The following is a 26,153-nucleotide window of genomic DNA, read 5'->3' as shown; positions in this document are numbered from 1 at the left end:
CCACCAACCACGTAACAAAACAACAACATAACCTTGTGATAAACGTTCAACAACTAACTTGCTGTGACACTTTGTATCTCACCAGAACATATCCCATCACCTAAAAAACAGACAAGCAACTGATTAAAAACAATTAAAAATCATCGTCGTGACCAATTATAGCTTTTTAACATATCCCGATACGCATAACGCATTAGCTTGACGACAGAGTAAACCGTAACAATCGAGTCGCGACCATTAACATGTTCGCAACAACGAAAATAAACAAGGAATGAAACATGAAACTCAAGAAGATGAGCATTATGACGCTAGCCGCGTTGTATGCGACAGGACTAGGGGCGCTTGTTGCTGACCCCTTGTCCCCAGAGCTACACCAAATCAATAATTTGGTCGGTGTCAAAATAACCCCAGAATTGCTGGAAAAATACAACAACAAACATTCACACTCAGCAAACAAAGCCAAGTCCCTTGGACAAAACGGTATCAACGTACACCGAGCCGCTAGAGGCAGCAATCATCGAGCACCTTTTGTGTGGGAAAATGATATTCAAGGCCGGCATACCTACATCATCCAACTGATGGATGCGCCAATCGCGCTATATCAAGGTGAGCGACCCGATTATGCAGCCACCTCACCACGTAGCCAGCAATCCAATTTACGCAGCAATGGGCGTGACACATTAGATGTCAAGAGCCCTGCGGCTAAACGCTATAAACAGTTCTTGACCCAGACACAAGATCGCGCCGTGAACCAAATTAGAATGGTTGCCCCCGATGCTCAAATCGAGCAGCGCTTTAATGTTGCCTTAAACGGCATGACCCTCAAGCTGACACAACAGCAAGCGGCCGATGTGGCTAAAATGGTAGGGATCAAAGCGGTCACCCGCGCGAAAGAGTACAAGTTATTTACCGATGCAGGGCCAAAACACATTGGCGCCGACATGGTGTGGCAAGGAACAAGCGTCCCCGATGGCGTTGAACTGCGCGGAGAAGGGATTATCGCCGGGATTATCGATACCGGGATTAACTCAGATCACCCCTCTTTCGCCGCCGTTGCAGGTGATGGCTATAGACACATTAATCCATTAGGCGAAGGTAACTATGTAGGTGATTGTCTCGAATACCCAATGATGTGTAACAGTAAACTGATAGGGGTGCGTTCGTACAACGTCATTACCGATGCCTACAAAGATCCGGTTTATCAGCCAGACGTTCCGGCGTGGGATATCGAATACAAGCGACCACCTAATGGCGAAGATTACAATGGCCACGGTTCACACACAGCCAGCACGGTTGCAGGTAACCTGCTATATAATTTGAACTTTCCATTAAATGGCATGACAGAATCCTCTGATGGTGTGCCAACGCCATTAGTGTTACCTGAAGTGTCAGGTGTGGCACCACGTGCCAACATTATCGCATACCAAGCCTGTTATGCTGGAGATGGATCTTACGGCGAAACCTATGGTGGCTGCCCAGGTGATGCACTTATAGCGGCCATCGAAGATGCCATTATCGACGGGGTCGATGTCATTAACTTCTCTATTGGTGGCTTAGAGAGCTTACCTTGGTACGATGCTATCGAAATGGCCTTTCTCGCCGCGCGTGAATCGGATATTTCTGTTGCAGCCTCTGCCGGTAACTGGGGCCAATATGGCCCATCGAATATTGACCATGTATCGCCCTGGCTAACCTCGGTTGCGGCGAGTACTCATGGCCGTAAAATCGATCAAATCTCAGGTATGCTCACCGACTTTGCCGATGCTAATGCGCCACAAGAGATCATCGGTGCCGGCATTACAGGCGACTTCAGCGGTACTCTGGTAGATGCAGCCACTTATGGCGATGCACTCTGTCTAACCCCGTTTCCTGCAAATACCTTCAACAGCAATGAGATTGTCTTATGTAAGCGTGGCGATATCCCACGGGTGGACAAAGGCGTCAATGTGGCCGCCGGCGGCGCGGGTGCGGTCGTGCTCTATAACGCGATTAATTGGGATGATGGTTCAGGCGGCCACACCTTGAACTTAAATGTGTTCCCCATTCCTGGGTTGCACGTTGACTATAACGCGGGGAAAAAACTCATCGAATGGGTCGCTGGGGCAGTAGATACCCAAGCCAGTATTTATGCCTCAGAGATTGTGACCAACGAACGTGAAGCCGACCTGTTAGCAAGCTTCTCATCTCGCGGCCCTAGCCTGACTACCCCTAATGTGATGGTTCCTAACGTATCGGCGCCTGGGGTGGATGTTTTTGCCGCTTACGCCGATGAAATGCCCTTCAGTATGTTCCCCGCGCCTAGTGATTACGTGGCAATCAGTGGCACCTCTATGTCTGGCCCACATGTTGCTGGTGCCTTAGCGCTATTAACGCAAGCCTATCCACAATGGACGCCGGCGATGATCCAGTCGGCCTTGATGACCACGGCTCTCCCTGGTAAGTCATACAGTAATACGATTCCAACAAAGCTTCAGGAAGCGACGTTCTACGAGATGGGCAGTGGCGTCATTAACGTAGCTCGAGCAATGAAAGTCGGCCTAGTAATGGATGAAACCGCCGATAACTACCGCGCGGCTAACCCTGAAGAAGGCGGGGACGTTACCGCTCTCAACGTGCCTTACTTAGTCAATTCAGAATGTAAAAGCAGCTGCACTTGGATGCGTACCTTTACTGCCACGACAGACGGTGAATGGGAAATCAGTGCGATAGGGCTCGAGGCCGAAGGTGCCCCCTTCCTTGAGTTAGCCGTGTACCCAAACAGCTTTAGCCTGAAAGCTGGCGAGTCTCAAAGCATTATGGTTACCGCCAACGTATTGGATGTGACTTCGGTGAATGTAAACTCCTCTTCTAACGAGGTCTTTGGTAAGGTTGAAATCACCCCTAAAGATAACCGCTTAGCATCACAGTACCTGCCAGTAATGGCACGATATAGCGGCTCTAGCCTACCAGAAATGGTGTCGGGTGTGATCCACCGTGACAATGGTACCATATTGACGCCTGAGTTAATGACCAAAGAGATCAGTGAGCTCAATGTTAAGGTCCATGGTTTAACTGCCGGGAAAATGAGCCATCATAAGCTCAGTGCGTCCAAGCTCCCCGATTTTACTCAGCCTGAAACGCTAAGCAGCAACCCCGGCATTGATATCCAGTTCTTCGATGTTCCCGAAGGCACGAGTCGAATCGTATGGGAAGTCACCTCCGAAGATAAAGCGGCGGTGAGCAAGGTCGATATAGGTATGGATCTGAATGCCAATGGTTTGGTTGAATGGCATGACGAAGCAATATGCTTCTCATCGACCGACCTCCTCGATTACTGCAACATTAATAATCCGCTACCGGGCCGCTACTGGGCTATGGTCAGCAATAACAAGAGCCTATATGGTGATGCTAAAGATACCCAAGACAGTATCAAGACCAGCTTAGCGATTATTGCCAATGAAAGTAATCAAGCCTTAACCATCACTGGACCACAAAGCACCAATGGTCTTGACCCTTACCAACTACAGATGCATTGGACACTGCCTGATGCACAAAAAGGCGATCGTTTCTATGGCGTAATTGAAGTGGGTAGCAGCGCTGACAATGAGGGCAACATTGGTAAGATGGCTATCCATTTGGTTCACGCCGGTGACGATGTCGCTATTGTGACCAGTCAAGAACAAGCTAAAGAAGGCGATGTGGTCGATGTCACTGTGACACTGGCACCCAACACCCTTGGGTTAGAGCGAGATGTGAACCTTAATGTCACGCTACCTGAAGGCTTGCAACTGCTCGAAGACACAGTAATGGCGATCAGTAACAACCAAAGCCTGCAAGATTCAATAAATATTGAAGGTCAGCAAATCAGCCTCAGCACGCTACAGATGGCGAGTAACGCTCAGCAACGCAAATATCAGTACACCACAAGTGCAGTGGATGAAAGTTGCCGAGTCCCTATCGGCTCAAATCCATACTACTTAGATCTACTCAGCGAAGCAGGCATCACTGCGGAGCCGGCGATCCAAGGTCGTGTGGTTGACACTGTGATATTGCCATTGAGCATTTTTGGTATTGAGCATATCCCGCTGTACAACAATAACCCCGACTACATGGAGCCAGATACACTCACCATCTCACCCGGTGGTTTTATTCAACTCGACAGTATGCCGCTGTTCTGGCCGGCACACTATCCTGTTGCAGGCGACTTTTTCCCTGACACCATTATTGCTCCACTGTGGCGAGGTGACGGTGCCACCCTGTCTGAATACAACTTGGACACAGATAGCCTCGATGGGGTGAGTATGGCAAGTACTGCAGACGGTACTTACCTCATTATCGAGTGGGATAATATGCGCCAAGAATTTGCTTGGGGGGTTAACTTCGAGCCAGACTATGACGCACGCTATAGCTTCGAGGTGATCGCCTCGAGTCAAATAGATTTCACCCCGGGTAAGCATGAATTTATTTTCGCTTATGACAAACTCGAAGGGACTAAATCTCACTTAGGCTCTATTGGCCTGCATGGCTACTATGGCCCGCGCGGCACCTTTGGCCCTTCCTATGGTTACAGCGGTGATGGGTTTGCCTATGACGACCTTGACGTAAAAATCGAAGAGGGACTTGTGGTCTGTGCTAACTATATCGGTCCGGAGCAGTCTGAAATAAAAGTGTCCTTTTCTGCTCGGGTCGGCGCTACTGGCGTGGGTCACGCACTCAGTTTAGCAGTAGATAGTGACTACACCGGCAGCGATAGCACCACCAGCATTGCTACCATTAATGTGCCGTCAAACCTGTCTATTGGCGCAATCAATGATATGTCTGTCGATGAAAATGACAGCATCAGCTTTGAAGTGTTAATACAGGATAAGGAAAACACCGCAAATGCCATTAAGGTCAGTGGTGAGCACATCAACGCCGTTATCGAAGGTAACATGGTGACCCTAACCCCAGAGCAGGATTGGCATGGCGAAACAGTCGTTACAGTCACAGCCCATGACATCACCTTCCCTAACGATGCAGCACACACCCGCTTTAATCTGACAGTCATGTCTAACGGTGTCGATCCTGTACCGCCGGCACCAGAGCCAGAAACGCCACAGGTTGATAGTTCTGATGACGGGGGGAGTTTAGGTTACTTCGTCGTTGGCTTATTAGCATTGGCAGTAGGGCGTCGTAGAAAGCTTCACCCACACTGAAGCGTTAAAAGAGCAACTTAAATGCCTAAGCCTAAAACTGAATTATTTAATCTTGGGCTCAAGCTTAAATTTACGCTGATACGATAATTCCAACAAAGGGTCCATAACGAGGGCCCTTTTTTTACGTAAAAAATACCAAGTCGAGCCCATCTATCAACCATAGTGCACTAGCTCCAGCCACAGTTAGGCGAGTGGCGACCACTATGTGTATCTTGCGATAAGGTAAAAACGATACGGTAACTGGCAATTTGATATGAGCTCATTTAATCATCATTTGCTCTGAACGATGCCATAAAAAAAGCCACCTTAAAAACAATAAGATGGCTTACATTACAGCAACTTAACTAATCAGAAATTACTTTTCCATGCCATGACAATCGGCACATTCTGTAATGGTCAATTCTGGAGTGTGTAGCTCCATGTCGACGGTGTGGGCATCGCTCATACCATGACAATCATTACATGTAGCCAATGTTGCTTCGGCCTCTTGGTGTACCGTCAAATCGACTTTCTCATGACACTCAGTACAATCGAGTGCTGCTGCTGAACCAGCAAAGAGTAAGGCGGCAACAATAGCGAGATATTTCATAGTGGCTCCTAGAGTCAGTGGCAATGGCCAAACTGACAAAATAGTGAAATAAAGGTGACGCTCAATTTAGCTTTTACAGCGAACCTAAATTTTCGCTAAGGCTAAACACCTACTAAAAAAGCAAATTGCTGCGAACCGATAAACCTAGACTTACCGATCAGTATTAACTGAAACTTAAAAGTAACAACAATCGGAGTAAAATGCTAATAGCATCAAACGCTAAAGCTCAACTTTGTGATGACTGTCAATATGATTTACACAAAGTAAACCACACTAACCATCTGGACGCGAGTGGATAAAAACCTTGCTAGAGCCAACGCCGCCGACCCGACACAGTTAGCCTTTATCAAGTCCATCCAAACTTAAATACCACGCGAGGACACGCCATGATCGCCCCCAAATGCCCCTTAACGATACACGCCCAATAAAAAAGCTGCCCTTGAGCAGCTTTTATCATATCGAAACACAATTGATTAGAATGAGGTACGCTTATAACGGCGGTAATCGGCCGTCCAAAAATTCCCCTCAATCGCTTGTAGCAACAATTCATCGCTGCAAGGCAGTGCATGGCCTTGCTCAACGGCAACCTTAGCCACCGCAAACGCAATATGCTTACTCACCTGATGAATATCCTCCAGCTTAGGCAGCAATGAACCATGCCCCTGTATCGCCAGCGGTGAACATTCGGCTAACGCACGGCTCGAGGCCATGAGCATTTCATTGCTGACGCGTTTCGCGCCAGAAGCCAACACCCCAAGGCCAATACCTGGGAAGATATAACTGTTATTGCACTGAGCAATTTCAAAGGTTTGCTCGTCAATGACCACAGGTTCGAATGGGCTGCCTGTGGCAACCAATGCTTCACCTTTAGTCCAATGCAAAATGTCTTTTGGCGTTGCTTCAACACGACTAGTTGGATTTGACAACGGAAAGATGATCGGGCGCGCACAATGACTGTGCATCGCTTTGATGATCTCTTCACTAAATAATCCCGGCGCGCCTGACACTCCAATCAATACGGTCGGCTTACCATTGTGCATCACGTCCAACAATGAAATGTTTTCATTCTCGGTCGTCCAGCTATCCACCAACGCAGACTTCTGTGCCAAGGTTTGCTGGAATGGCAATAAGTTAGGCATGTTGTCTTGCAGCAAGCCCCAACGGTCAACCATGAACACCTGCTGACGAGCCTGCTCATCAGAAATACCTTCAGAGACCATCTGCGCCACAATCGCCTCGGCGATACCACAGCCGGCGCTGCCTGCACCAAGAAACGCAATGCGTTGCTGACTCAACTGAGTATTAGCAGCCTTACAGGCAGCCAGTAATGAACCGACTGCCACTGCCGCAGTGCCTTGAATATCGTCATTAAAACAGCAATATTGGTCTTTATAACGCTCAAGTAATGGCATGGCATTCTTTTGCGCAAAATCTTCAAATTGGATCAATGCATCTGGCCAGCGACGATGTACAGCTTGCATAAAGGCTTCAACAAATTCGGCATATTCTTCGCCGCCAATACGCTGATTACGCCAACCCATATACATAGGATCTTCAAGCAGATGCGGATTATCCGTGCCTACATCCAACGTAATTGGCAAGGTATATGCTGGGCTGATCCCACCACAACTGGTATACAAAGAGAGTTTACCAATGGGGATCCCCATACCACCAATGCCTTGGTCACCAAGACCTAAGATACGCTCACCATCGGTGACCACAATAATTTTCACTTTTTGGCGAGTCGAGTTATTCAAAATATCATCGATACGGTCTTTATGAGGATAAGAGACAAACAGACCCCGATTACGACGATAGTTTTTTGAAAAACGCTCACACGCCATCCCCACCGTAGGGGTGTAGATAATAGGCATCATCTCGGTAATGTGGTTTTGCACCAAGCGATAAAATAGGGTTTCGTTGGTGTCTTGAATGTTTCTCAAATAGATATGTCTATCGAGATCATTGCTGAAGTTTTTATATTGGTCGTAGGCACGCGACGCTTGTTCTTCAATTGTTTCGATAACATGAGGCAGTAGGCCCTCAAGGTTAAAGAAAATACGCTCCTCTTCGGTAAACGCACTGCCTTTATTGATAAGAGGCGCCTCCAAAATGGCTGGGCCGGCAAAAGGAAGATATAGCGGGCGTTTATTATCGTCCATTGGTAACCTTTATTGTATGTGAAATAGTGGATTGACTGTCGTTCGAATGCGGCAAGATTACCACAAAGTGTGATCTTTGTTGTCCTTTTAGCGGTGGATTTTTGATTATTTTATCCTTACCTTTGTTTTAAACATCCTACTTTGGCCCACAAAAAAGCACAGCCTAGGCTGTGCTTTCAATATGACTGATTTAAGCTCACTTACCACGATATTTAATCGATAACCCAGTAAGGAAGTTACGCAACACCTGATCACCACACTCTTTAAAATGCTTATGGCCAGGCTTTCTAAACAAAGCACCTAACTCTGACTTACTCATGCTGAAGTCTGCCAAGGCAAGCGTGTTGATGATATCTTCTTCACGCATCTCAAGTGCGACTCGAAGCTTCTTGAATATCAGGTTATTGTTTAACTGCGACACGGGTTCAGGGATCTCAGCGCCCTCTTTTAACCCCCGCTTCTCGATGATCAAGCCATCAAGGAACAGACAAAGGGTCTTATCGTTACACGGTTTATAACCCTCTTCTGACTCTTTCTTAAGCATGTCGAGCAGTTCTTCTTGGGTAATCTCATGTTTTACCTTGGCAAAAATCTTGATCATTTTCGCATTTTGGTAGTCAAACACAAAACGTAAACGGCGTAATATATCGTTGTTAATCATAATCGAATGTCTTTACCTTTTGGATTGCGCGGCTGCGCGATCATCTTAGAGGCGTATTATAACCGAGTTTTACCCTTTACTAAGCGGTTTTTTCACCATTTTTGGCTCATCACGCCGTCGATATTTCACCTGCGTATATACATTGGAGTCAAGCCGACAAGAAAAACGATTATCCTAGTGTTTTCCAATAGATAAATAAGCCGGCAAAGCCCAGCAAATACCCCATACCCAACCAAGATAATAAGCGCATTTTTGTGCCGTAACGATCCGCTACTGCCAAGCGTTCACTGGTCATCAAACGGTAATTGAGCCACGCAAAAATAAGGGTCGTCATAAACGCTAACGTCATCACAAACTGCAATAATGGCAGCAAGGCGCCTTTGAAAAATAAGATGATCCCCAGCCCCAATAGACTTACTCCGACCATGATAGCCGTTAGCCAGGCACTACTTTTGTCGTTTGATTGCTGCACCAATAATTGCCAACCTAACGCTAAAGTTCGACTGTAACCATCGATCACTGTCACTGTCGTGCTGAAAATACACAGCAGGGCCACAATGGCGATTAAATAACGACTTTCACTGCCAAGAACTTGGCTATAAAGGGTTATGAGCTGGTCAGCAAATTGAGCGCCAGAGGCGGAAAAGTGCTCACCGCTGCCGTGCATCACCAAGGTCCCTAAGGATAAAAACACCACCGCCAACACCGCTGTAGTGGCATAACCTAAATTAAAATCGAACAGGGCTTGCGCTTGAGTCACTCTTTGCTGCTTTTGCTTTTCTAATAACCACAATGAATTCCAACAACTGACCTCAATAGGCGCGGGCATCCAGCCCATCATCGCCACCAAAAAGCCCACATGGGCCCAATCCCATGGCGAAGGTGACACAAATCCGTCAACTATCATTGGCTCAGCATTAAACGCTAATGCGGCTGCCGTTAAGGTGGTAATGGTTAACACCAACATGACCACCTTGGTCACCTTATCAAGCAGTTGATAATGCCCCAATATCAGCATGAGCAAGCTAGAGGCTAAAACGATGAACGCCAAGATATCGATAGACAAGGGAATAAACAAAGTGAGCATCGCCGCCGTTAACATCGCCACCCCAGCGGTGCTAGCGATGGCAGCAAGGGTATTGAGCACAGTAAACAGCAATAGGTAGCGCCTGCCTTGCTGCAGGTAACCATGCAGCAGACTCTCGCCAGTAGCGGCGGTATAACGCGCTCCCGCCGCAAAAAACGGATACTTAAGTAAATTAACCGCCACGATCACCCAAGCTAGCTGCCAACCAAATTCGGCGCCAGCGCGGGTTGAGGCGACCAAATGCGATGCACCAATGGCAGCTGCCGCCATTAACAACCCGGGGCCTGTGGCTTTGAGTACGCGATTGACTCGCCCAAGTGGGCCAATCGCCGCCATAGCTTGCGTGCTATTGATCATATCGTTATCCATTTATTCATATTTGGTAGGTTACTGCCTGCAATATTGTATTAATCCCACATAATGGCACGCTAGGCTCGGATTCTCCTCATGTGAGTTGTTTACACAACTTACATTAGAGAAAACATAGATAAAACAAATCCTATATGAAACTGTCTTTAAAATAGAGTCAATAGCAATTCATTCAATGCGTCACCAGAATGATGTCAGCCATTGCAGCAACCACTAAAAATGAAAAACAAAAAGCAGCCATTAGGCTCATGCTTACCGACAGGCATAGTTACTATTAACAGATCTAAGACGTTTCCAGAAAACGATGACACCTTAATAGAAGCACATTGCAACTTTGACACTCAAGCCTGCTGAAAATAGGTCATCCTCAACGGCGAGGCAATCGACATCGAGCAAGCCCCAACAAAAAATGCCAGTCAGCTAAGCTGACTGGCATTGGTCTTCTGCTTACCTTTACGGTATGAGAGCTAACACTTAAAGCTGGGTGGCCGCCCACTTAGCACGGTTTTCACGGCTCTCTTTAAGCCCCTCTTTTTCGCGATAAGCTTTGTAGGCTTCGACATCCAGAGCGATTAGGGTCACATCGACCTCTAGCACCAACTTGCACTCTTTTTTGATGCGCCATGCCGCGGTGTTATACAGCTCAGTTAATGGCAGCGCACTCAAAAACTCAGGGTTGTATTGGGTATAAATCGCCTGCGTTGGGTACACCACAAAGCTTAAATGTCGCTTGGGTTCTTTTTTAAATAATTCTTCAATACCATCGCAAGTGTTAAGCACTTGCATCTCGATGGTTTCATCAAGCTCAAGTAATTTTTTTGCTGCAAGTCCTGATACGTCAGCCTCGCCCGCTTCCCAAGCCAACACTTGTGCTTCGGTCGACTTTGATAGTTCAGCCACTTGCGCTGCGCTTAAACCTAAAGAGTGGCGAAGGTAGGTAATTTCAATCGCATTTAATTCTGCATTTTTCGACATATTGATTTCCAAATTGGGTGCGTAAACATTTATCGTTTTGCTTTTGCAAATATCAGCTAAGGTAAAAAAGCGCTGATAAGGTTAAGCGGCTAAGCTTGAATCCACACATCTTCGGCCCACTGCCAAAACGATTCCCAGCCCTCATCATCGAGCTCACCATCACGCCACAACATCACTTGACCCTCTTGGTCGATACAGTAAAAGTCATCGCCCATCTGACAGATAGCGATGTACTCTCGAGGCAGGCCGATAGACCAAGCGTACGAGGTCACCTCGGGCAAATAGGTATGTGCATAAGGATCGCTGGCGGTCACGGGTTCTAGCGTACCGTGGATCACATCACTGGCATACAAGAGGTACTCTTTTAACTCTGCAGGCAGTGGGATCAAAATTTGCTCTTCCACCTCCACCAGCTGTTCAAAGGTGGGTAACTCTAGCGGAACCGGTACGGTTTCACTTAATTCCTGTAGCTGTTCGATCAGATCATGCATGGTGTATTCGCTAGTTATGGGGCTAATGGCGGCAAGTATAATCGCTTTGGCGGGGATTTGTTAAGCCAATTTCGGCCGAGGGCTGATGGGTAAACTCAGCTCAATGACATCGCGGTGGATTATCTGTCGTCGCGACGCCATCGGCTGAGAACAATATGCCGTTGCCAGCTACGCAGCTTGGGCAATGAGGTGGGCACTGTCGATACGTTTATAGTGCAACCATGCCTTGTGATAACACTTATGAGACTGCTGACGTAACTGAGTGATTTTCGCCAGTTCCAATTGGGTCAGAGCACGTTGCTGCTGTTTGGCGTTGGCCTCAATCGTTTGCACTGCTTGATAAATCTGATGCTCCTCACCACTTTTAATCTCAGCAATGGCTTTAAGGTGTAACTGAACCTCGGCAATCATGCCGCTTTGTGGCAGCTGTACCAATAAATTAAGATCGCGATAACCCGATGCTTTAGGCGTGGCAAAGCGGTTTTTAACTTGCACAATCGTCGCCTTGTGTTGCAACGCTTCGAACGCATGCATCAGGCGATGAATATCGCTGGCAACAATACTGGCACGGGCTAAATCGGTAATTTGACTAGCATCACCATTAAACTTAACGACGACCTTCTGCGCCGCACGCTGATAACTTTTAACCGCCGGCACCATCAGCTCGTAATGCTCTGCCCCATCAAGGCTCTTGAGTATGTCTCGCAACTCTTGCTGCGCCCCCTCGGCTTTGGCGTAAAGTTGTTCTAGATTACTGCTGGTTTGTCGAATGGGTTGCGATGATGTGGTAGGGATGGCGATAAGGCCGGCGAGGTTAGGATGAAATGATTGGCGTGAGATGAAGTTGCTGCGTGGATCTTTTAGATTTACTTGGGGTTCATAACTGGCGGCTAAACCGCTACGGGTCGACAGCAATAACAGGAAAATAATAAAGGTGCGAAATAATCTATTCATAACCATCCTCGGTAACAATCCTAACCTTGAGCCTCTAATCTATCCTCCAATGGCTTAACCCTTGCTGAATACAAAGTGAATATTGATTCATCTTGACGCACAATAAAACACCACCAAAAAAAGAGCGCGTAATGCGCTCTTTTTATTAATTAAAGTCAAACTTTAAAGCGTGAAACCTATCTGCATAACGGCAGATAGAATAACGCTTAATCTTGCCTTAAAGATTTACCAAATTTTCACCTGTTTTTCAGGCGCGATATACATAGCATCGCCCTCTTTAACGTTAAAGGTGGTGTAAAACTCGGGCATATTTGACAATGCTCCTATCGCACGGAATTTAGCGGGTGAATGGGGATCGGTTGCCACTCGATTACGCATCGCTTCCTCTTTCATCTTAGCGCGCCAAATTTGGCTAAAGCCGATAAAGAAGCGTTCATCACCGCTCAAGCCGTCAATAACTGGCGCTTCTTTGCCATCGAGTGACATCTTGTAAGCCTTATAGGCGATGGTCACCCCCGACAGATCGCCAATGTTCTCACCCAGTGTCAACTCGCCATTAACCTTGAGATCATCAAACACCGCATAGTTATTGTATTGCTCGACTAGGGCTTTACCGCGCGCGGCAAACTCTTTTAAGTCTTGCTCTGTCCACCAATCACGCATGTTGCCTTCACCATCAAACTTAGCCCCTTGGTCATCGAAGCCATGGCCCATTTCATGGCCAATTACGGCGCCAATGCCACCATAGTTAACCGCATCATCGGCTGCCATGTTAAAAAATGGCGGTTGTAAGATAGCCGCAGGGAAGACGATTTCATTCATCGTTGGGTTGTAGTAAGCATTAACGGTTTGCGGCGTCATGTGCCACTCCCACTTACGAATCGCTGAGCCGAGTTTTTCCAGTTCTTTATCATGACTTAAGATATTTGCTCGCATGGCGTTACCCACTAAGTCATCACTTTTAATGGTCAGCTTAGTGTAATCTTCCCAGCGATCGGGATAACCGATTTTAGGGTCAAATTTAGCCAGCTTATCTTTAGCCGCCACTTTGGTATCTGGACTCATCCAGCTTAAGTTTTCGATGCTTTCGCCGTAGGCGCCGCGTAAATTTTCAACCAAACCTTGCATGCGCTCTTTAGCTTCAGGAGTAAAGTGACGCTTAACATACACCTTGCCGACAACTTCACCTAAGACTGAATTCACCGCGCCTACGCCACGCTTCCAACGAGGCTCTTGTTCCGCTTGGCCATTAAGTGTCTTAGCAAAAAACTCAAAATTTTCTTTATCGAGATCTAAGCTTAAATTCCCGGCAAAATGGGTTAATGTCTGCCAAGTCATGTAGGTCTGCCATGTGGCTAAATCATTAGCCTTAAGCACCTCATTGAAGCCTTCAATGAAGCTAGGTTGGTTAATGATAATGTCTGCTTGCTGGTCGGCACCTAAGGTTTTAAGGTAACCGTCCCAGTTGATGTCTGGTGCTAAGGTAGCGAGCTCAGCCACTTGATACAAATTATAGGTCTTAGTGCTATCACGCGTTTCGACCACATCCCAATGACGGCTAGCGATAGCGGTCTCAAGCGCTAACACCTGCTCTGCACTGGCTTTTGGATTAGGTAAGCCTGCCAACGTGAACATTTTTTCAATGTGTTCGACAAACGCTTGACGAATTTTAACGAAGCGCTCTGCCTCGTTAAAATAGTAATCTTTTTCAGGCAAGCTTAAGCCATACTGCCAAATATGGGTGGCATAACGGCTAGAATCTTTGGCGTCGATGTTGATATAAAACGCTAGGGGGGTGCCGCCGCCAATCACTTGGCTATGGGCAAAATACTCGACTAATTCATCTTTATTTTGCAGTGCGGCAATCTTATCTAGTTCAGCCTGAATAGGCTTTATCCCTAATGCGTTTAAGGTGTCGGTGTCCATGAATGAGCGATACAGATCGGCCACTTTTTGCTCGTCACTGCCCGCGGTAAGGTTAGGTGTGGCTGCCACTTCTTCAATAATGGCTTTAACGTCATCACGAGACTTTTCACGTAAATCATAAAAGGCACCCGTGCTGGTTCGATCGCTTGGGATCTCGGTGTTATTAATCCAGGTACCATTTACATATGAGTAAAAGTCATCTTGCGGACGAACCGATTTGTCAAAGTTAGCAAAGTCGATACCCGACGTCAGCGCTTGTTCTACGGCAACTGCGGCTTCTGTTTTGGCCGTCTCTGGCGCACTAACTTCGACGTTATCGCTATTGCAGGCGCTAAGGCCCACGATTAATGAGGCGCAAAGTCCGCCTACGAGCACTTTCTTCATCTGAATTCCTTGGTCTATGCTGATTGAATTATTGTTTTGTCGCTATGTGCATCATTGTGACTATCACGCTAGAGGCCCGCTGTATTACTCACTAGCTCAAATAAATCGTCTACCACAAGCCACACATGTTAAATTGTTTGGGCTAAAGTAAACAAGTTAATCTCCCGATCTAGCGTCGCCATTGCGCCACTTATATGTAACTAAAGGTTTCATATCACAGGTGCCATTTAACCCATAACACTGCCGTTAAAGCGGTTTAATCTCTCTTGCTGGATTGCCGGCGACAAGGGTTTAAGCCGCCACATCTTTGCTCACCACAGCCCCAGCGGCAATCACCGCCTCATTGGCAATCGTCACCCCAGGGAGAATAATCGCCCCACCACCAATCCACACCCGCTCACCAATATAGAGCGCCTTTGCGGTTTCCCATCCCTGCAAGCGGCGCTCGGCATCCAATGGGTGTCTGGCGGTGGCATGCGAATTACTACGCTCCCCCTTTCCCTTTGGCGACGCTAGCCTCATAATGTCTGCCATTATGATTTTATTGCCGAGTAACCTGTGCGTTTAGACAAATTTATCTGCGAGTCCACCTCTTTAACCCGTTCACTGGCCAAAAAAGCCCTGCATCGAGGCGATGTGACCTGCGATGGCACCATAGTCAAAGACGCCGGTTTTAAAGTGACTCCACACCATCAAATTTGCCTTAATGGTGAAGTCATCTCAGTGGTTGGTCCTCGCTTTATCATGCTCAACAAACCAGTCAACACCATCTGCTCAACCATAGATGAAGAGTACCCATCGGTGCTGAGCCTTATCGATGTCGCCAAACCGGAAGAGCTGCACATTGCTGGTCGCTTAGATGTCGATACCACAGGGCTAGTACTGATCACCAGCGATGGCCAATGGTCACATAAAATCACCTCACCGAAAAAGGAGTGCGGTAAGCGCTATCTAGTGCAGCTGGCCGATCCAATTGGTGAAGCGCTCATTGCCGAGTTTGCCCAAGGCATAGCACTGAGAAATGAAGATGGTCTAACTAAGCCTGCCACCTTAGAGATTATTGACCCGCAACAGGTGCGACTAACAATCACCGAAGGTAAGTATCATCAAGTCAAACGCATGTTTGCCGCTGTAGGCAATAAAGTTGTCGGCTTACACCGCGAATGTGTCGGCCATATCGAACTGGACGAGGCGCTCGCACCTGGCGAGTGGCGCTACTTAACCGCCGCCGAAATCGCCTCGGTTTAACCGCTTATCCCGCCCTAAAAAAACGCCCATCATTAACCGCGTTAATGATGGGCGTTCATTATCTCTTGGTGGCACTCACATGTCGCATCGTCATGGCGACACCTTATCACTCGCCGCCAATCACACTCTTGATGCTGTTGAGTAAGGCTCTGTCGGTACGCGCTTTTTTAAGCTTTTTAGCACTTTCTTTTAATGACGCATCCGATAAACGCGCAAAAATATTGTTGTACTCTTTTTCATCAATGGCCTCATCACTGTCGGCCAGCTCGGCAATATCTTGCGCCACACGACTCAGTTGCAACCAAGCGTTAGCGATATAAAAACCATGAAAATCGGCTTGCGGCAATAATGCACTGGCACTGGCTGGTAGGGCATCCCACACGGCTGCAAATTTTTGGTCTTTATCTTCAATCAATTCCTGACAAAGATTGGCATAAGCTTCCATCAAATTAGCCGGCACCTTATCCATAGGGATAACGCTATTGCAGACGTTTAACGCCACCTGTTGTGCCCGCTGTTGATAGGCTTGGCTCTGATAATTCATATGTTTGTAAACCCTTTAATTAAAATGTCCCACTGATATAGATACCATAGTTATCTTTACCGGCAATCGGGCTGATGGTGATACCTTTATAGGGATCGGTAAAATAGAGTCCCGACACTATGCCAATCGCTGCGCCCGCTAACACATCTTCAAGATAGTGGTTATCACTCGCCACCCGGGTATAACCCACATAACCAGCAGCCACATAAGCCGGGATCGCCCACTGCCAACCATAGCGTTGCTGCACAAAAGTAGCCGCGGCAAAGGTATCGGCGGTGTGTCCAGAGGGAAAAGAGTCATCGCCCGATCCATCTGGACGCTGTTTATCGATAGCATACTTTAAGCCTTCGACCGCCACCCGTGAGACCACGCCGCTTTTGATCAGCTGCCAACTGCCCTGATAATCATCTTCAACGGCAATAGAGGCCCCCAACGTGACCGCAGGTAACAGCAGATGCAATACATCCCCCGACTGTTCAAGGCTAGATGCGCTGCAGTAAGATGAACTCAGCAGCATGACAATACTTGCGCATAATCGTTTCACTATAACTCGCTTAATATAGATATCGGGAAAAGGCTGACTTTATACCTGTCACGTAGACGAAAAGCAAAACTGAGTGCCATAAACCCCATATGAGTTGCCTGCCACGCTTCATCGACGCCCCCAATCGGTCCCCCACTAAGCTGCACTCAGTCATTTGCGCCCAATGATTTGTACCCAGTCGTTTGTACTTAGTCATTTATAATTAGTCATTTGTAACGAGTCTGTACGCCCAGTGCTACGCTACGACCTCACGCTACTGCTGATACTAATTCTGATACTGATACTAATTGCTGATGAAGCTTATGAGTCACTCAAGGTGTTGCCACTGCGGCTTAACTGGTATTATGTGGCGGTTAGCCATCATCACTATGTCGATACCATTACCATGCAAACACAGCCAACAGCGCTATCTCAACTCAATAGCAGCCAACTGCAACAACTTGCCATCAAGATAAAGCAGTGGGGCAAAGCGCTCGGATTTGCACAAATAGGCATTACCGACACCGACTTAACCCAAGAAGAGCCCAAGCTACAAGCCTGGCTCGACAAGGGGTATCACGCACAGATGCACTACATGCAGGCCCACGGGATGATGCGAGCCCGCCCGCAAGAACTCCACCCCGGCACCTTAAGGGTTATCTCGGCGAGAATGGATTATTTGCCACCAGAAGCTGGCTTTGCTACCCATTTACGCGACCCGAATATGGCCTATATTTCTCGCTATGCCGGCGGGCGTGATTACCATAAGATGATCCGTAATCGGCTCAAAAAATTGGGTCAACAGATTGAGGCAGAATTAACCAGTTTAGGCATGGAAAAACCCAACTTTCGGCCTTTTGTCGATTCAGCCCCAATTCTTGAGCGACCATTAGCCGAGAAAGCTGGCATTGGCTGGACGGGTAAACACAGCTTGTTGCTCAATCATCAGGCCGGTAGCTGGTTCTTCTTAGGCGAGCTGCTTATCGATCTGCCGCTGCCGATAGATCTGCCTATTCAGGCCGATTGCCAAACCTGCGTCGCCTGCATCAAATCGTGCCCCACCAACGCCATCGTTGAACCCTATGTCGTCGATGGCGGGCGTTGCATCTCTTACCTGACCATCGAACTGCAGGGCGCGATCCCAATCGAATTTCGGCCGCTGATCGGCAACCGTATCTACGGCTGTGACGACTGCCAACTGGTGTGCCCCGTCAATGCGCAGGCACCATTGACCCAAGAGAGTGACTTTCACACTCGCGACCCACTTAAACACCCGCAATTGCTCACACTGTTTGCTTGGAGTGAAGCCGAGTTTTTACGTTACACCGAAGGCAGTGCCATTCGCCGTATTGGCCATAAGCGCTGGCTTCGTAACATTGCCGTGGCGCTGGGCAATGCGCCGCACTCGGATGACATTATCGCCGCGCTGCGACACCGACGTATAAGCGATGAGGTCGATGAGATGGTAATAGAACATATTGACTGGGCATTAATACAGCAGCAGACAAAAGCCAACCCACCAGCCGATAAAGCCTGTACATTAGCGGTACAAACGGTCGCCGCGCAGCACCCTAACCGTAAGACCCAGCGAGTGATCCGCACCATTGAAAAAGGCTTACCAAGAGATGCGTAAGCCTTAATATGAGCCGTGGCGTAAACCACCTATCGTCTGCTTCCGTTATCTGTCAGTATCTAAGGTAAAACCAACCTTAACCGTGACTTGCCAATGGGCAATGAGCCCCTCCTCTAAATGGCCACGGGTCTCAACCACCTCAAACCAACGTAAATGATGTAACGACTGACTCGCTTCGGCGATGGCATTCTTTATCGCTTCATCTGAGCTGATGGGTGAAGATCCGACAAGCTCGATGATCTTATAGGTGTGACTCATAATGATTCTCCCAAGTTAGTTGGTCGTCTACTTTGAGTATAGAAAGCTTTTTTACCTCTGCCCGTGAAAAGCCGACTATCGGCATTAATGGCAAAAATCTCCTAGACTGAAGGCAATGTAAGCGCCATAAATCATCGCCACAGTTCATCTGCATAGGAGCTCGAATGGACAAGCCTATTATTGCCGACAACAAACCCAAGAAAGTCAAATTAGCGCAAGGCAAAGAATACTTTTTTTGTGCCTGTGGCCGCTCTAACAATCAACCATTTTGCGATGGTTCTCATCAGGGTAGCGGCTTTGAGCCCAAAGCATTTACGGCAAAACAAGATGGCGACGCCTACCTGTGCGCCTGCAAGCACACAGGTAATGCCCCTTTTTGCGACGGCAGCCATAAGCAATTTACCCAAGAGCAAGTCGGCACAGAAGGCCCTGGCATCTCCGCGGCGCGGCGCAAGGATGAGATGCCAATCGCCATCGCCACAGCAGAAGAGCCCAGCGTCGCCCTCATCCACCAGCTAGCCAGAGAAGGGCTAAGCATACTTGGGCATCACGGCCCTATAGTCGCCATGGGCGTGCCGCGCCAACAGTTGCCCCAGTGGGACGCTATCCAAATTATGACCGCGCAGATGGCAACAAAACCGCTATTTGAAGATGAAGAGGTGCACACCGAGCTTATCATCGGGCCCGAGGCGCGTAAGCCGCTGCAACTGAGCATCCCCTTATTGGTCTCTGATATGAGTTTCGGCGCCCTATCTGAAGAGGCGAAAATCGCCTTAGCCAAAGGTGCAGAACTTGCAGGAACAGGTATCTGCTCTGGTGAAGGGGGCATGTTACCTGCCGAGCAAGCGGCCAATTCACGTTATTTTTATGAGCTCGCCAGCGCCAAATTTGGTTATAAAGAGGCGCTATTACACTCGATTCAGGCATTTCATTTTAAAGGGGGTCAAGGCGCTAAAACGGGGACTGGCGGACACTTACCCGGCATCAAAAATCAGGGAAAGATTGCCGAAGTGCGAGGGATAAAAGCCGGTGAAGACGCCATCTCGCCACCGACTTTTCACGACCTGCGCACGGTTAGCGACTTCAAACGTTTTGCCGATCGCGTACGTGAGCTCAGTGGTGGCGTGCCTATCGGCTTTAAACTGAGCGCCAACCATATCGAGCAAGATATTCAGTTTGCCCTCGACGCCAGCGCCGACTATATCATCTTAGATGGCCGCGGTGGTGGCACAGGCGCGGCGCCGCAAATATTCCGTGACCACATCAGTGTTCCGACCATCCCAGCACTTGCTCGGGCGCGTCGCTATTTAGACAGCCAGGGCGCTAGCGGGCGCGTCACCTTGATTATCACTGGCGGTCTGCGATTACCGATGGACTTTGTTAAAGCCATGGCCTTGGGCGCAGACGGCGTCGCCATCGCAAACAGCGCGATGCAATCCATTGGCTGTGTGGCCGCGCGAATTTGTAATACCAATAACTGCCCAGCAGGTATCGCCACCCAAGATGCCTCTCTACGCCAGCGACTGAATATCGACACCTCGGCGCGGCAACTGGCCAACTTTCTTGCCGCCTCAACCGAGCTGATGCAGGTGATGGCACGCGCCTGTGGTCATCATCATCTAAGTGATTTTAACCCTAATGACTTAGCCACATGGCATAGAGAGATGGCGCTGCTATCGGGCATCAACTACGCCGGGATAGCGCCCATAAATGACAGCTAACGACACAGGTGTTACCTATCAGGCTGTCTCGGCGAGATGAACGGCTTGCTTTTGATGGTATTCATCATACTAAGCGGCAGATGCGCCGCTGCCCAAGGTTAAGAAGCCGATGGCGCACATAGCGCCATCGGCTTTAAAGGATCACTGCCATCTTGGGCGGGTTCGCTCAACGCATCAATCAGCCAAGTCTGCGTCTTAGCTCCTGCGTGGCCGTCACCATATTTTGCAGCGCAGGTTCAACTTCATCCCAAGTGCGCGTCTTGAGCCCACAATCTGGATTAACCCACAATTGGCGAACAGGAATTTTAGTCGCCGCCTTGTCGATAAGCGCAACCATCTGCTCGACGCTGGGGATATTTGGGCTATGAATATCATACACGCCTGGGCCTATCTCGTTGGGATAGTCGAAATCTTCGAAGGCATTGAGCAACTCCATATTTGAGCGCGAAGTTTCAATGGTGATCACATCGGCGTCCATGGCGGCAATCGATGCGATGGTGGCATTAAACTCGCTGTAACACATATGGGTGTGGATCTGGGTGTCATCCTTAACGCCGGCGGCGCTGAGTTTAAAGGCGTTTACCGCCCAATCTAAGTAGGTTTGCCACTGTGATTGTTTCAGCGGCAACCCTTCGCGAAATGCCGGTTCATCGATCTGGATAATCTTAATCCCCGCGTTTTGCAGATCAACTACTTCATCACGGATGGCCAAGGCCAGTTGGTTTGCGATCACCTCGCGGCTAATATCTTCGCGGGCAAATGACCAATGTAAGATGGTTACTGGGCCAGTCAGCATCCCTTTGACGGGGTTGTCAGTCAGCGATTGGGCATAGGTGGCCCAGTCTAATGTCATCGGCTTAGGCCGTGAGACATCACCATAAATCAAGGGTGGTTTAACACAACGTGAGCCGTAACTTTGCACCCAACCAAATTGGGTAAAACCAACGCCATCTAACTGTTCACCAAAGTATTCCACCATGTCGTTACGTTCGGCTTCACCATGAACCAACACATCGATACCCAGTTTTAACTGCCTCTGTATGGTGTCGCGAGTAACACCTTGCAACTGGGCAATATATGCCGCTTCGGTCAACTCACCTTTACGCCAACGACTGCGCAGTCCTCGTATGGCAGGGGTTTGTGGGAATGAGCCTATGGTCGTGGTCGGCAGTAAAGGCAAGCGCAGGCGCTGCTGTTGTAATACTTGCCGCTGGGCAAAGCCGCTTTGACGCTCAAAATCGCCAGTGGTTAACCCAGCGACGCGCTCATTCACCTGCAAATTAGCCGCCTGCTGCCTAGCCTCGCGGCGCGCGCGGCAGCGCTCGGCGGTGGCCCGGGCAGCCTCTGAGTCTGGCTCGATTAATAGGGTACGCAACTGGCTAAGCTCATTGAGTTTTTGTTTGGCAAAACTGAGCTGCTGACGCAGCGCTGTATCGAGCTCGGTTTCCACATCAAGATCCACCGGACTATGCAGTAACGAGCAAGACGGCGCTAACCAGATCTGCTTGCCTAAATCGGCCACTACAGGGGCAATATCCGCGGCAATCTTATCTAACTCAGCCGCCCAGACATTCCGACCGTTAATCACCCCTAGGCTCAATATTTGCTCGGGCTGTAAACTGCTCGCAAACAACGACAACTGCTCCGGTGCACTGACTAAATCCAGATGAATACCCGCCACTGCTAAATTCGCAATGAGCTCATGGTGATGTGCCACCGAGCCATAATAACTGGCCAGTAACAGCTTAACCTGCGCGCGGCTCAATGAGGCATAGGTTGCGGCAAAGAGCGCTTGCCACTCAGGCGTTAACTCTAACGCTAAGATAGGTTCATCAAGTTGCACCCAGGTCACCCCTTGGGCTTTAAAGCGAGCAAGGATCGCCTGATAAACCTCAATCAATTGGGGTAACAAACTCAACTTATCAAATGCTTGCCCCTCGCATTTTGCCAAGTAGAGGTAAGACAGTGGTCCAAGCAACACAGGTTTCACCTGATGACCCAAGGCTTTGGCCTGCTCCACCTCATCAAACAACTGTTCATAGGCAATACTGAAGGTTTGATTTTGACTCAGCTCGGGCACGATATAGTGATAATTACTATTGAAATACTTTTTCATTTGCGAGGCGCTGCTGGCCGCACCTGTTGGGGCGCGCCCTCGTGCCACTCTAAATAGGGTATCTAAATCCACCTTGTCACCATCACGATGGCGAGCTGGAATAGCATTAATGGTGGCGCTTAAGGTAAGCACCTGATCGTAGTAGGCAAAGTCACCTACTGGCAACAAACTCACCCCCGCATCGGCCTGCCACTGCCAATGAGTTTGCCGTAAAGTGCTGGCCACCTCATGTAGCGCCGCTGGCGTGATCTCTTGGCGCCAATATTGCTCTAACGCAAATTTAAGTTCACGCTGACGCCCAATTCGAGGAAAACCTAATGACGCGATATTGATAGTTTGCATACTGATACCCTTCTAAATGAGATAAGCCAATGAATGATGCCCCCTGCACTGACATCACAGCTCAAGCTTGATTAATAATAAATACGCCACAACGAAACAGGCGTCTGGACGTCTAGAAGTTTATTGTGTTAGTCTGTTGGTTCGCAATGGAATTGATTTCAACCCCAACATGAGCAAGATTCATCTGAGGTAAAAATGATAGAGCTTAGGCATTTACGCACATTAGTTGCACTCAAGGAAAGTGGCAGTCTTGCAGGGGCTGCAGAGAAACGCTTTGTCACCCAATCGGCTTTATCCCATCAAATCAAAGAGCTGGAAACTCGGATCAACTCAGCCATCTTTATCCGTAAGAGCAAGCCGCTGTCGTTTACTCAAGAAGGTGTGCGGCTACTGCATCTAGCCGAAGAGATATTGCCTAAGGTGACAGAGACCGAGCTTGATCTTAAAAATGGCCTCAATAGTGACAATACCGATCTGTTTGTCGGGATTGAATGTCACAGTTGTTTTCGCTGGTTAATGCCGGTTATCACTGAGTTTAATGCCAGCTTTCCCCACAGTAATTTAGAGCTATCGAGCCGGCATCTATTTGATTCGCTAACGGCACTCAAGCAGGGGCAATTAGATGTGGTACTGACGTCAGACCCTATTCCAGATCATGATATTACCTATCAGCACCTATTTGATTTTGAAGTAAAACTAATTTGCGCCGCCGATCATCCCCTAGCAACGCAGCCTTTTGTCAGCCCAGCTCATTTAGCCAAGCAAACCTTGCTCACCTACCCTGTGCCGCCCGAACGTTTAGACATTTATCGCCACTTTATGGAGCCGGCGGGCGTGCCTATCGCTAAACAAATTCGATGCGATCTCACCTCCACGCTACTGCAACGCATCGCCTGTAAAGATGGCGTCTCCGCCCTCCCCACATGGTCGATTAACCAAGCCCATGGCTTGTCACTTAGTGCGTTACCATTAGGCCGAGACGGCTTAAAACGCCCGCTATTTGGGGCCTATCGCCGCAGCAGTAGCAAAACTCGAGTGGCGCAACACTGGTTGCAGTTAGTGGCAAGCGAGGGCATGGCGAAACAGGATATTCTCAATTAACGCTGAGAAAATAGAGCAGAGAGAATACTCATTTAGATAAACAGCAAAACCTGTTTTGTTATCACACTCAAAACAGGTTTTAGGCTTACTTGCGCTGCGCGCATCGGGGTTAAAGCGGTTTAAGCAGCTGATTACGCATCGCTAATACTCGGCGTAAAATCAGACCAGGTGAGTCAGTATTACGTGTCTGACGTAAGTTATGCGCAATCATAAACTCTTGACGTAATTCCTCATCTAAGTCGAGCGCCTCAAAAGCATCGAGGGTGAGGGTCTGTTTATGGTTATCAATGATCGATTTAATGATGGACAGGGGTAGAGACTGTTCCGATTCAGCGTTTAAATAGGCAAAGGCAGTTAAGGCGACAATTTCGCCAAACACACTAAACAGCGCCAAGGTTTGCACTTCATCAGGGTCAATATTCACCCCCTCCATTTGGTGTAAACTGTCGACCGATTCTACAGCTATGCTTTCGGTGAGTGTCCAGTAACCGGTCACCAACTTTTTATACAGCTGAGGTAGCTCATCCAGTCGCTCTTTGAGATAGAAAGAAAATGCGTAACGATAAATGTTAATTTGGCCTAAACGAACCAAAGCATCTTTGAGAGAGCGGTTTTTAATAGCAGCTGCACAAGGGGCAGCGGCCGCATTGCTGCGGTACAGCATGTGAGCCGCTAATGCTGGATCGGAGGAGACAATATCAATGACATTACGAATATCGCCATCGGCAATAATGGCTTTTTTTAACGGGATAAGAATACCACGGCGACCAATGACCTGCTCTTCATTGCCGATAATCGCACGTACTTGAGTGAATACTTGATGCTCAAGATCTGTCATGAGAAGTTATTAACCTGATTAATCGTTGTGGCAAATCGCCAATTATTACCGTCGAATTTACCCATAAAACGCCCGCTGCGGTCAAGTCGATTTGCCACAAAACGCTACTTTATCGCAAATAAATCGATAATGCTGAGTACGTTAGCCATAAAACCCTATTATGCCGCGCGGAATAGCGCCACGATATTACAAACCACTAACAAGCGTTACAGCTTAACACATTGAATCATCTCGAATCGAAAACAAAAAAGGCATTTTAAATGGCTTTTTATCCCTTTAATTGCAGGGTATTGACATGTAAGAGACTCCCTATATAGCGATAAATAGCTTTTATGAGTAAAACTCATGATAAATTTGAGATGAAATCATAATGAGCAATAAGCAAAATTGACGACTTACAATCTCAACATCATCCGCTCAAATAGCCCCCGCCTGCTGTAAACGTTGATGCAGATGCTCAGCCAACTGACGATAACCGGCATTATTGAGATGAATCGCATCGGATTTAAGTTCGCTCGATTTAAGTAATTCAGCTAACTTATCTTCAATAAGCAGTAAGCCATATTGCTCGCTTAAACGCTTATAGAGACTAGCAGGTGTCAGCCAAATCCCTTTTTGAGGCACAGCAATTAAAACAATGGCAATATCACGCTGCTGCGCCTGCTCAATCATCTGCGCTAAATTTCGCTCAACTTGCTGCTCACTCATATTACGTAAAAAATCGTTGCCGCCCTCCAGCAATAACACTAAATGAGGTTGGGTGGCATCTAACACCTGTGCAAATCGCTGCGCCCCTTCGCCGCTGGTTTCGCCAGAAATACCCGCATTAACCACCTCAAGGCCGGTTAAGTTAGCCAGAACACTGGGATAATCGGCTCCGGCACTGGCGCCTACGCCTTGGGTAAGGCTGTCGCCAAAGGCCAAAATACGCCCATGCTGCGGTAATGCTGCTAACGTCTCGCCCTTTTGAGGCAGTAGCCAAGCCAGCAACACGATGGCGATGCCCAAGAGTAACCATTTTAATTTCATCTTTTAACTCCTTGTTTATCGCTTTGCC

19 protein-coding genes and 1 pseudogene are annotated in these 26,153 nt (G+C 48.2%); 5 read left to right on the top strand and 15 right to left on the bottom strand.

Annotated elements, in window-relative coordinates:
* Positions 1–278 precede the first annotated feature (278 nt).
* On the top strand, positions 279–5,174 hold the full coding sequence (locus tag DVO77_RS18485) for a S8 family serine peptidase (protein ID WP_119979364.1): 4,896 nt from the start codon (positions 279–281) through the stop codon (positions 5,172–5,174).
* A gap of 355 nt (positions 5,175–5,529) precedes the next feature.
* Here DVO77_RS18485 and DVO77_RS18480 read toward each other — a convergent pair whose 3' ends face one another.
* The 9 genes and pseudogenes from DVO77_RS18480 to DVO77_RS18440 all read right to left on the bottom strand — a co-directional run.
* The gene (locus DVO77_RS18480) at positions 5,530–5,763 is read right to left on the bottom strand and encodes a cytochrome c3 family protein (protein WP_110457491.1); all 234 of its coding nucleotides are present in this window, start codon (positions 5,761–5,763) and stop codon (positions 5,530–5,532) included.
* Between the two features lie 473 nt (positions 5,764–6,236).
* Positions 6,237–7,925: an NAD-dependent malic enzyme gene (locus tag DVO77_RS18475; protein ID WP_110457490.1), complete on the bottom strand. Its 1,689-nt coding sequence runs from the start codon at positions 7,923–7,925 to the stop codon at positions 6,237–6,239.
* A gap of 196 nt (positions 7,926–8,121) precedes the next feature.
* Entirely contained in the window at positions 8,122–8,586 is a 465-nt protein-coding gene (locus tag DVO77_RS18470) for a YehS family protein (RefSeq protein ID WP_110457489.1), read from the bottom strand.
* Positions 8,587–8,755: 169 nt separating this feature from the next.
* Positions 8,756–10,030 (bottom strand): Nramp family divalent metal transporter, encoded by a 1,275-nt coding sequence (locus DVO77_RS18465; protein WP_249038214.1) that lies wholly within the window; start codon positions 10,028–10,030, stop codon positions 8,756–8,758.
* Positions 10,031–10,516: 486 nt separating this feature from the next.
* On the bottom strand, positions 10,517–11,017 hold the full coding sequence (locus DVO77_RS18460) for a DUF4447 family protein (RefSeq protein WP_110457487.1): 501 nt from the start codon (positions 11,015–11,017) through the stop codon (positions 10,517–10,519).
* An 89-nt stretch (positions 11,018–11,106) separates the two neighbouring features.
* The gene (locus DVO77_RS18455) at positions 11,107–11,508 is read right to left on the bottom strand and encodes an SMI1/KNR4 family protein (RefSeq protein WP_110457486.1); all 402 of its coding nucleotides are present in this window, start codon (positions 11,506–11,508) and stop codon (positions 11,107–11,109) included.
* A gap of 168 nt (positions 11,509–11,676) precedes the next feature.
* Positions 11,677–12,462: a RelA/SpoT domain-containing protein gene (locus DVO77_RS18450; protein ID WP_119979381.1), complete on the bottom strand. Its 786-nt coding sequence runs from the start codon at positions 12,460–12,462 to the stop codon at positions 11,677–11,679.
* A gap of 225 nt (positions 12,463–12,687) precedes the next feature.
* Positions 12,688–14,772: a M13 family metallopeptidase gene (locus DVO77_RS18445; protein WP_119979361.1), complete on the bottom strand. Its 2,085-nt coding sequence runs from the start codon at positions 14,770–14,772 to the stop codon at positions 12,688–12,690.
* 291 nt (positions 14,773–15,063) lie between these two features.
* Positions 15,064–15,243 (bottom strand): annotated as a pseudogene (locus tag DVO77_RS18440) (DapH/DapD/GlmU-related protein); the annotation flags it as partial.
* Between the two features lie 87 nt (positions 15,244–15,330).
* Here DVO77_RS18440 and rsuA point away from each other — a divergent pair.
* Positions 15,331–16,020, top strand: a complete 690-nt coding sequence (rsuA, locus tag DVO77_RS18435) for a 16S rRNA pseudouridine(516) synthase RsuA (RefSeq protein ID WP_119979357.1) — start codon at positions 15,331–15,333, stop codon at positions 16,018–16,020.
* A 106-nt stretch (positions 16,021–16,126) separates the two neighbouring features.
* Here rsuA and DVO77_RS18430 read toward each other — a convergent pair whose 3' ends face one another.
* Positions 16,127–16,564, bottom strand: a complete 438-nt coding sequence (locus DVO77_RS18430) for a DUF3069 domain-containing protein (RefSeq protein WP_119979355.1) — start codon at positions 16,562–16,564, stop codon at positions 16,127–16,129.
* 19 nt (positions 16,565–16,583) lie between these two features.
* Complete coding sequence (locus tag DVO77_RS18425) at positions 16,584–17,081, bottom strand: phosphatase PAP2 family protein (RefSeq protein WP_373317399.1); 498 nt, start codon at positions 17,079–17,081, stop codon at positions 16,584–16,586.
* A 412-nt stretch (positions 17,082–17,493) separates the two neighbouring features.
* Between DVO77_RS18425 and queG the strand changes: the two genes are divergently transcribed.
* On the top strand, positions 17,494–18,720 hold the full coding sequence (queG, locus tag DVO77_RS18420) for a tRNA epoxyqueuosine(34) reductase QueG (RefSeq protein WP_119979379.1): 1,227 nt from the start codon (positions 17,494–17,496) through the stop codon (positions 18,718–18,720).
* A gap of 45 nt (positions 18,721–18,765) precedes the next feature.
* Here the strand turns inward: queG and DVO77_RS18415 are convergent, their stop codons facing one another.
* The gene (locus DVO77_RS18415) at positions 18,766–18,978 is read right to left on the bottom strand and encodes a dodecin (protein WP_110457480.1); all 213 of its coding nucleotides are present in this window, start codon (positions 18,976–18,978) and stop codon (positions 18,766–18,768) included.
* A gap of 164 nt (positions 18,979–19,142) precedes the next feature.
* Here DVO77_RS18415 and DVO77_RS18410 point away from each other — a divergent pair, with 164 nt between their 5' ends.
* On the top strand, positions 19,143–20,699 hold the full coding sequence (locus DVO77_RS18410) for a glutamate synthase-related protein (protein ID WP_119979353.1): 1,557 nt from the start codon (positions 19,143–19,145) through the stop codon (positions 20,697–20,699).
* Positions 20,700–20,877: 178 nt separating this feature from the next.
* Here the strand turns inward: DVO77_RS18410 and metE are convergent, their stop codons facing one another.
* Positions 20,878–23,148: a 5-methyltetrahydropteroyltriglutamate--homocysteine S-methyltransferase gene (gene metE, locus DVO77_RS18405; protein ID WP_119979377.1), complete on the bottom strand. Its 2,271-nt coding sequence runs from the start codon at positions 23,146–23,148 to the stop codon at positions 20,878–20,880.
* Positions 23,149–23,352: 204 nt separating this feature from the next.
* Between metE and DVO77_RS18400 the strand changes: the two genes are divergently transcribed.
* Positions 23,353–24,258 carry a LysR family transcriptional regulator gene (locus DVO77_RS18400; RefSeq protein WP_119979351.1) on the top strand — a complete coding sequence of 302 codons (906 nt, stop codon included), beginning with the start codon at positions 23,353–23,355 and terminating at the stop codon, positions 24,256–24,258.
* 109 nt (positions 24,259–24,367) lie between these two features.
* Here the strand turns inward: DVO77_RS18400 and DVO77_RS18395 are convergent, their stop codons facing one another.
* Both DVO77_RS18395 and DVO77_RS18390 read right to left on the bottom strand, forming a co-directional pair.
* Positions 24,368–25,096, bottom strand: a complete 729-nt coding sequence (locus tag DVO77_RS18395) for an HDOD domain-containing protein (protein ID WP_119979349.1) — start codon at positions 25,094–25,096, stop codon at positions 24,368–24,370.
* A 417-nt stretch (positions 25,097–25,513) separates the two neighbouring features.
* Positions 25,514–26,125: a GDSL-type esterase/lipase family protein gene (locus DVO77_RS18390; RefSeq protein ID WP_119979347.1), complete on the bottom strand. Its 612-nt coding sequence runs from the start codon at positions 26,123–26,125 to the stop codon at positions 25,514–25,516.
* Positions 26,126–26,153 lie beyond the last annotated feature (28 nt).

It is taken from the genome of Shewanella algidipiscicola, from assembly GCF_003605125.1.
Classification (GTDB): Bacteria; Pseudomonadota; Gammaproteobacteria; order Enterobacterales; family Shewanellaceae; genus Shewanella; species Shewanella algidipiscicola.
The sequence above is the reverse complement of the archived record's forward strand: the minus strand, read 5'-3'. Positions and strand labels throughout refer to the sequence as shown.